Genomic DNA, 7,846 nt, shown 5'->3' on the forward strand with positions numbered 1-7,846 from the left:
TAGAGTCATCATCAACTTGAATAATCAAATTGATGATGACTCTATTTTTTTATAACCAAACTTGAGAAAGAACCAAAATTCCTTAGCTTCACTCTCTTTTTTTTGGTTATCTTTTTGGGCAAGTTTAAATTGCCTGATTTTTTCAATAATATTTCTATTGTTATAATTAAAGATCCATTTGGATGAATAATAGTTGAATAATCCAACCACTAGTTGATCAATTGCTTTAATGAGAATGTTATTGAATGGGAAGATCAGAACCGCTACGATCATAAAAACATCGTCGAACAACAATGAAAATAATCTCGAGACGATAAAGTACATTCCCTCGTTAAACATCTTTTTATAATTTCCCATTTCGGTTTTGAATACGAATATTTTCGTTACAAAAAACGAAAATACATTTGAGATAAACCACGCAATTGTATTGGCAAGCCATAAAGTAATGCCAAAGTTGTTGTGCGAAAGGTCAAAAATAATGATATTTATGATAGATGCAAGAAATCCAAATAGACAATACACCGCAAAATTACGATGTTTCCTAATGAAGTTCATTGTTTAGTCGTCCATTTCTTTAGCTTTTTCTACGATATTCTCTGCAAACTTATCCAAGTCATCAATATCAGCCTGTTCAGGGGCTAGTTCAACATAAACAGGATCTGATCCCTTAGTTGCTCCAATTTCTTCAAAAACGTTCGCAAATTCATCGACTGCACGACAAAAATCCTCATAGAAGTGATCCCCAGAACCACATGCTCCGTAAATTTTTCCAGTTAAATCAAGGTCCTTCATATCTTCGAAGAAATCCATTGCTTCATCTGGAACAACGCCGTCATCGTATGTATAACTTGCGATGACACAGATGTCGGCGTCTTCAAAATCTGAAGCGTCAGTTTGGGAAACTTCACTCATATCAACGTCCATACCCAATTCTTCAAACTTTTCTGTTAGGACGTATGCCATATCTTCATCGTTACCGGTGATACTAGCATAAACGATTTTTACTTTTGTCATATCAATGCCTCTCAATTTACATTCTTGGGATATTATAGCAAAAATAGACAACTATCTAAATGAAAATACCGGACAATGTTATAATAATACCGACTTTATTTTTTTTTGAAGGGAAATGCAAAAGTTGATTACATTAAAATCTGCACGTGAAATAGAAGGTATGAGAAAGTCTGGCGAATTATTAGCCAACGTTCATATCGGTCTAAGAGATATTATCAAACCAGGAATTTCTTCAATGGAAATTGAAAATTTTGCTGATAAATACATAACTGAACATGGTGGGAGACCATCTGAAAAGGGATTTGAAGGATACAAATATGCAACTTGTGTTTGTGTTAACGATGAGGTTGCTCACGGTATTCCTCGTAAGAACCTGATTCTTAAGGATGGTGACGTTCTTAAGGTGGACATGACTGTTAACTTAGACGGTTACGAAAGCGATTCTTGCTGGACATATGCCGTTGGAACATTATCAGATGAGGATAAGCACTTAATGGACGTTACTCACAAGGCTCTATACTTAGGTATTGATCAAGCCGTTGTTGGTAACCGACTAGGTGATATTGGATATGCTATTCAACATTATGTTGAAGATGAACAACATATGGGTGATGTACGTGATCTTATTGGACATGGTATTCAGCCTACAATGCACGAAGCACCTAATGTCCCTCACTATGGTGAACCAGGACAAGGTCTACGCCTTCGCGAAGGTATGACTATTACCATTGAACCTATGGTTAACTTAGGTACTTGGGAAATAAAAGACAAGTTCGTCAAAGCTGATGGTTGGGAGTATTTCGTATCTGCTGATGGTTCTAATTCAGCTCAGTACGAACATACTATTGCAATTACAAAGGATGGTCCTAAGATTCTTACATCTCAAGATCCTGAATTTGATGCAAAATATCTATTGAAATAATGGTGAAGTAAATGGACGAAGATAAAAATGAAGCGATACCTGTGTTTGCCCAAAATATTCCACGACACAAAAAGTTTATTGAGTTTGTGAAATTAATTGTGCAAGCTGTCGGGGATGCGAATATACCAATGGCATCTAAAGCTGTTACGTATTATTTGCTATTATCTTTATTTCCGGCCTTTATTATTGTTGGAAACTTAATACCATTATTGCATTTAGACAGGCCAACAGTGGTTTCTTATGTCGAGTTTATCTTGCCGGAAAACTTGCATGATACATTTATACCTGTAATTGAAAAAGTCATTACTAGTTCAAATACAGGAATTTTGTCAGTTGGTATTATTGTTGCTCTATGGGCAATTTCCAGAGGATTGAATACAGCTCAGTTGTCGATGAATCAAGCTTATGGTTTGGATATTAATAGTTTGTTCGTTAACCAAACTTTTCTGAATTACATAATACGACGTGGATTAGCGTTTATTATGACTTTTTTCTTGATAATAATTGCTGTGGCAGTAATTATTGTTTTTACGTTTGGGCAAACCATCTTAAATTGGCTTATAAGTTTGATTGAAGTGCAAGCTTTGCAAACCGCGCTAGATGAATTTATGAGATGGAAATGGCCGTTAGCTATTGTTATAATGTTCTTGATCGTTTTTGCTTTATTTTATTTTTTACCTAATGTTCAATTAAAACTTCACTATGTCCTATTAGGGTCAGTTATTACGACTGCAGGAATATTAATTTTGTCACAATTATTCTCTTATTATCTTAAGTATTTTGGATCCGCATGGGATAATTATGGAACGATTGGTGCTATTATTATTTTTCTACTATGGATCAACATGTCGGTTACCATTTTTCTTTTTGGAAATGCCGTTAATGTTGGCTTTGCTGAAGCAAGTAAAGGTCCATATTTGCGTAAGAATACTGGTCGTTTAAGTACATATTTGAAGATGCATGAGAATAACAAATAAGGAGATAAGTAATGAAAGTAAGAAAAGCTATCATTCCAGCCGCAGGATTAGGAACTAGATTTTTGCCAGCAACTAAAGCACTAGCAAAGGAAATGTTGCCAATCGTTGATAAACCAACTATTCAATTTATCGTTGAAGAGGCAAAAGCTTCAGGGATTGAAGATATTTTGATTATTACTGGTAAGAATAAGCGTTCTATTGAAGACCATTTCGATGCTGCTCCTGAATTGGAACAAAATTTGGAATCAAAGAATAAAACTGATTTATTAAAAGTTGTACAAGATACTACTGACCTTGGTGTTAATTTGTACTATAGTCGACAAGCACATCCAAATGGCTTAGGTGATGCGGTTGCACAAGCACAATCATTTATTTCAGGTGAACCATTCGTAGTTATGCTTGGTGATGATTTGATGACAGATAAGGTTCCATTGACTAAGCAACTTATTGATGACTATGGAAAGACACATGCTTCAACAATTGCTGTTATGAAGGTTCCTGACAAGGATGTTTCAAAGTACGGTATTATTGATCCTGAAGGTCAACATGCTCCTGGGTTGTACAACGTTAAGAACTTCGTTGAGAAGCCAAAGGTTGAAGATGCACCTAGCAATCTAGCAATAATTGGACGTTATTTATTAACACCCGAAATCTTTGATTTGTTGAAGACTCAAAAACCCGGTGCTGGTAATGAAATTCAATTAACAGACGCAATTGATCGTATGAACAAGGTTCAACGAGTATTTGCTCATGAGTTCAAGGGTGAAAGATTCGATGTTGGTAACAAGTTTGGTTACGTTAAGACAAACATTGAATATGGATTGACTCATCCAGAAGTGAAAGATGAATTGAGAAAGTATATCTTAGACTTAAGCAAGAAGCTTGAAGTTGAAGATAGTAAAGATAAAAAATCTACTAAATAATTAGCCTAACAAAATACAATCATCAGCTACTCTGAATCCGAAGAGTTGTTGGTGATTTTTTTTATCGATATAAAAGAGAGGTAATTCGTAATAGTTTTTTTTATTTAGTAATAAAAGAAATTCCCAATTTTTTATACCTTTAAGTTTATCGGAAGTTTTTAAATAAATACCGTCGCTTTCGATCGATAAATCCACAACGGCTTTTTTTTCTTTGTTTATTTCAATATAAATTCTGTTATTTCGATTAAAATCATTTAACAATAAGATTAAATCAATGATTCTCATAAGATAAACACCATCGTTTTCATTGTTTTATTTCGTCATATAAATTATTATTAAGGCTTAGAGTAATTCTACCAAATGAGAGGGTACAAATTTATGGATTCAATTGTAATTATAGATGCAAAACGAACTGCTATTGGTAAGTTTCGAGGAGAATTTGCTGATGTTTCAGCAGTTGAGCTAGGTACACAGTTAGTAAAAAAACTTTTTAAGATGAATAAGATTGATCCTAAATCAGTTGATCAATTTATCTTTGGAAATGTTTATCAGGCTGGAGCAGGCCAAAATCCTGCCAGACAAATAGCCATTAACTCTGGGGCTTCAGTTGAATCTACTGCAATGACGTTGAATCAGGTATGTGGTTCAGGTATGAAGGCAGTTCATGAAGCAACAAATGCCTTGCTATTAGGAGATGCCGATATCATTGTAGCTGGTGGTATAGAAAGTATGTCAAACGCCGCCTTTTACGCCAATCGAGTTGGAAAATTGGAAGCTAGTGATCAACAAGGTGATACTTTATTCCGTGATGGATTGTGGGATGCATTTAATAACAAACACATGGGTATCACAGCTGAAAATGTCGCACAAAAGTATGCTGTAACTAGACAGCAACAAGATCAATTTGCATTTGCTTCTCAACAAAAGGCTGCAGAGTCAATTGATAAGTTGAAAGATGAAATTGTTCCTATTGAGGTTAACGGAGAAGAAATCACTAAAGATGAGTCAATTCGTGCAAACACAACTCTAGAGAAAATGGCAACTTTAAAACCAGCATTTGAAGAGGGTGGAACAGTTACAGCTGGTAATTCATCACCATTGAATGACGGTGCAGCAGCACTAATTATGATGACGAAAACTAAAGCCGATGAGTTAGGTTTGAGTTATTTAGCTGAGATAACTGGTTATACAGAAGTAGGAATCAATCCTAACTTTATGGGTTATGCACCTTATTATGCAATCAACAAATATGCGGACAAATATAATATTGAGCTTGATGATGTTGATTTATTTGAAATCAATGAGGCTTTTGCTTCTCAAGCAGTTGCTGTAACTCGTGATCTTAATTTACCAGCTAATAAAGTCAATATTCATGGTGGTGCAATTGCCATTGGTCATCCTTTGGGAGCTACTGGAGCAAAGTTGATTGTTTCATTGATAAATGCTCTACATAGCGCTGATAAAAAGACAGGTATTGCTTCTATTTGTATTGGTGGCGGTATGGGTATGGCATTAGGAATTAAATTATCATGAAATTATATGAATTGACTGATGACGAGCGTATTAACTACTTATTGAAGAATAATTATATTAATGCTAAACAGGCTGATTTGTTAAGGTCACGTGCACCGCTATCACAAGATCTGGCTGATAGTTTAAGTGAAAATCAAATCGGTATGTTTGGGCTGCCATATGGCTTTGCTACTGGCTTTACGATCAACGGCAAAGATTACGTTGTTCCAATGTCAATTGAAGAGCCATCTGTGATTGCTGCCGCATCAAATGGTGCCAAGAGAATCAAAAATAGTGGTGGCTTTACAGTTTCTGTTAGTGATCATATTGTTTATGGTCAAATTGTTTTGGAATCAATTACTGATGATACTTTAGAATTATTAAATGACAATTATGATGAAATTATTAAGCTCGCCAATGATGCTCATCCCAGTTTAATTAAACGTGGTGGTGGAGTGCGTTCATTAGAATATCATAAATATGATGATATGTTGGAAGTTGAAATCGGTGTTGATACAGTTGATGCTATGGGTGCCAATATTGTTAATACAATTCTTGAAAAAACATCAAAAAAGATTTCAACAATGACAAAGTGCGATGTTCTATGCAGCATTTTGTCAAATAGTGGAGCAGGGCAGTTAGTAAATGCTGAAGCTAATATTGAATTCGAGCAGTTAGCCACAAGATCGATGTCAGGACAAGCTGTTGCTGAGAGAATTGTGCAGTTAACAACGTTTGCTCAGAAGTCTGTTAAACGAGCAATAACTCACAACAAGGGAATTATGAATGGAATCGATGCTGTTATATTAGCAACTGGAAATGATTTTCGAGCTCAGGAAGCAGCTAGCCACGAATTTGCCAGTCAATCTGGGCAGTATCAACCATTAAGCAGTTGGCAAATAATCAATGGTAGTTTACATGGAAAACTCACATTACCAGTTGAAGTCGGTAGTGTTGGTGGAGCAATTAGTTCGATGCCAATGGCTCAATTGAGTCTAGCTATGATGGGTATTACGGACAGTAAAGAATTACGTTCAATAATTGGAGCTGTTGGATTGGCTAATAATTTATCAGCCTTGAGAGCTTTGGTGACAACTGGTATTCAAGCTGGACATATGAGCTTACAAAGTAAATCTTTAGCGGTGTCTGCTGGTGCAGAAGGTGCTGAGATTAATCTTGTCGCAAGCAAATTAAATAAAGAAAAAAATTATTCGTTAGACAATGCAAAAAAAGTTCTGAAAGAATTGAGGAATAAATAATGGATGTTGGTATTGATAGACTTGGATTTTATACACCTAAGAAATATATCGATATAGTTGAACTTGCGAATGAACGTGGAGTTGATCCAGACAAGTTTACAATTGGAATTGGTCAGTCTAAGCAAGCTGTTCCTGATATATATCAAGATGCGGTTACGATGGCTGCTGAAGCAGCTGATAATGTTTTGGATGATGATAATCGTAGTGATATTGGACTGGTTATCGTTGGAACTGAAAGCAGTGTTGATGAATCTAAAGCTGTTTCAGCGTTTTTGATGGATTTATTAGAACTACCAGAGGACGTTCGTGCATTTGAAATAAAAGAAGCTTGCTATGGAGCTACGGCTGGTCTACAAATGGCATATAATTTTGTAGCAATGAATCCTGATAAAAAGGCATTAGTTATTGCCAGTGACATTGCTAGATACGGTATCAAGACACCGGGTGAAGTTACTCAGGGCGCAGGCGCAGTTGCGATGATCGTAAGTAAGAATCCCCATATATTGAAATTGGAAAATAAGTCAGTTTATATGTCACGCAATGTTGGTGATTTTTGGCGTCCAACATTTTCTAAAACAGCTTTTGCTCGTGGTAAGTTTTCAAATGAAATCTACGTTGATTTCTTTACAACTCTTTGGAAGAAATTTCAAGATAAGTATGGTGTAACAGCTGATGACTTTGATACGATGTTATTCCACATTCCATATACCAAAATGGGGATGAAAGCACTACGTACTCTTGATGGCAAGATTCCGGATGATAAGTATTCTGAGTTAGTCGAACACTATCAAAAGAGTGTGGAATTCAGTCGTAATGTTGGTAATTTGTATACTGGATCGCTTTACTTGGGATTGATTTCATATTTGGTAAATGGTGAAGTTAAACCAGACGAGAAACTAATGTTATTCAGTTATGGTTCAGGTGCCGTTGGTGAGATATATAGTGCCGAAGTTGTTTCGGGATATGAGAAGTATTTAGATAGTGATTTCATTAAACAAGAACTAAAAAATCGTCAAAAAATTAGTGTTTCCGATTACGAAAACATCTTTTCTAAGGGACTTGTAAACGGCGACACAACAGCACTTTCAGATGTTCATGATAAATTCTATTTAAGTGAAATAAAAGAAAGTGAAAGATTATACAAAAAGGTTAATTAAAAATGGGCTCTTTGTCAAATAGTATTGATGAATGATTTTTGGCCTATGGGCATCCTCAATGAGGATGCCTATTTTTATGCAC

9 protein-coding genes are annotated in these 7,846 nt (G+C 35.5%); 6 read left to right on the forward strand and 3 right to left on the reverse strand.

Annotated elements, in window-relative coordinates; genetic code table 11:
• Positions 1–24 precede the first annotated feature (24 nt).
• Positions 25–555 carry a GtrA family protein gene (locus EKM79_RS11855; protein WP_125569060.1) on the reverse strand — a complete coding sequence of 177 codons (531 nt, stop codon included), beginning with the start codon at positions 553–555 and terminating at the stop codon, positions 25–27.
• A gap of 3 nt (positions 556–558) precedes the next feature.
• Entirely contained in the window at positions 559–1,014 is a 456-nt protein-coding gene (locus tag EKM79_RS11860) for a flavodoxin (protein WP_125569062.1), read from the reverse strand.
• Positions 1,015–1,138: 124 nt separating this feature from the next.
• Here EKM79_RS11860 and map point away from each other — a divergent pair, with 124 nt between their 5' ends.
• From map to galU, 3 genes are read left to right on the forward strand one after another with little or no spacing between them, the layout of a single operon-like run.
• On the forward strand, positions 1,139–1,936 hold the full coding sequence (gene map, locus EKM79_RS11865; protein ID WP_125569076.1) for a type I methionyl aminopeptidase: 798 nt from the start codon (positions 1,139–1,141) through the stop codon (positions 1,934–1,936).
• A gap of 11 nt (positions 1,937–1,947) precedes the next feature.
• Positions 1,948–2,913, forward strand: coding sequence for a YihY/virulence factor BrkB family protein (locus EKM79_RS11870; protein WP_125569064.1), 966 nt, complete (start codon positions 1,948–1,950; stop codon positions 2,911–2,913).
• Between the two features lie 11 nt (positions 2,914–2,924).
• Positions 2,925–3,836: a UTP--glucose-1-phosphate uridylyltransferase GalU gene (galU, locus tag EKM79_RS11875; RefSeq protein ID WP_125569066.1), complete on the forward strand. Its 912-nt coding sequence runs from the start codon at positions 2,925–2,927 to the stop codon at positions 3,834–3,836.
• Here galU and EKM79_RS11880 read toward each other — a convergent pair whose 3' ends face one another.
• Entirely contained in the window at positions 3,837–4,121 is a 285-nt protein-coding gene (locus tag EKM79_RS11880) for a hypothetical protein (RefSeq protein ID WP_125569068.1), read from the reverse strand.
• 93 nt (positions 4,122–4,214) lie between these two features.
• Here EKM79_RS11880 and EKM79_RS11885 point away from each other — a divergent pair, with 93 nt between their 5' ends.
• Genes EKM79_RS11885 through EKM79_RS11895 form a run of 3 tightly spaced genes read left to right on the forward strand, consistent with a single transcriptional unit; the run spans position 4,215 to position 7,764 of the window.
• A complete protein-coding gene (locus tag EKM79_RS11885; protein WP_125569070.1) occupies positions 4,215–5,369 on the forward strand; it encodes a thiolase family protein in 1,155 nt (384 codons plus the stop codon).
• Positions 5,366–6,607 (forward strand): hydroxymethylglutaryl-CoA reductase, degradative, encoded by a 1,242-nt coding sequence (locus EKM79_RS11890; protein ID WP_125569072.1) that lies wholly within the window; start codon positions 5,366–5,368, stop codon positions 6,605–6,607. Before EKM79_RS11885 ends, EKM79_RS11890 begins: the two co-directional genes overlap by 4 nt.
• Entirely contained in the window at positions 6,607–7,764 is a 1,158-nt protein-coding gene (locus EKM79_RS11895; RefSeq protein WP_125569074.1) for a hydroxymethylglutaryl-CoA synthase, read from the forward strand. The genes EKM79_RS11890 and EKM79_RS11895 overlap by 1 nt, the downstream gene beginning before the upstream one ends.
• Positions 7,765–7,846: the final 82 nt, after the last annotated feature.

Source organism: Companilactobacillus insicii (assembly GCF_003946015.1).
GTDB classification, from domain to species: domain Bacteria; phylum Bacillota; class Bacilli; order Lactobacillales; family Lactobacillaceae; genus Companilactobacillus; species Companilactobacillus insicii.

Excerpts from the sequence above, each read along its gene's own strand:
- EKM79_RS11870 (WP_125569064.1), top strand. The coding sequence starts at position 1,948 with ATGGACGAAGATAAAAATGAAGCGATACCTGTGTTTGCCCAAAATATT.
- EKM79_RS11855 (WP_125569060.1), bottom strand. The coding sequence starts at position 555 with ATGAACTTCATTAGGAAACATCGTAATTTTGCGGTGTATTGTCTATTT.
- EKM79_RS11860 (WP_125569062.1), bottom strand. The coding sequence starts at position 1,014 with ATGACAAAAGTAAAAATCGTTTATGCTAGTATCACCGGTAACGATGAA.
- EKM79_RS11880 (WP_125569068.1), bottom strand. The coding sequence starts at position 4,121 with ATGAGAATCATTGATTTAATCTTATTGTTAAATGATTTTAATCGAAAT.
- EKM79_RS11885 (WP_125569070.1), top strand. The coding sequence starts at position 4,215 with ATGGATTCAATTGTAATTATAGATGCAAAACGAACTGCTATTGGTAAG.
- galU (WP_125569066.1), top strand. The coding sequence starts at position 2,925 with ATGAAAGTAAGAAAAGCTATCATTCCAGCCGCAGGATTAGGAACTAGA.
- EKM79_RS11890 (WP_125569072.1), top strand. The coding sequence starts at position 5,366 with ATGAAATTATATGAATTGACTGATGACGAGCGTATTAACTACTTATTG.
- EKM79_RS11895 (WP_125569074.1), top strand. The coding sequence starts at position 6,607 with ATGGATGTTGGTATTGATAGACTTGGATTTTATACACCTAAGAAATAT.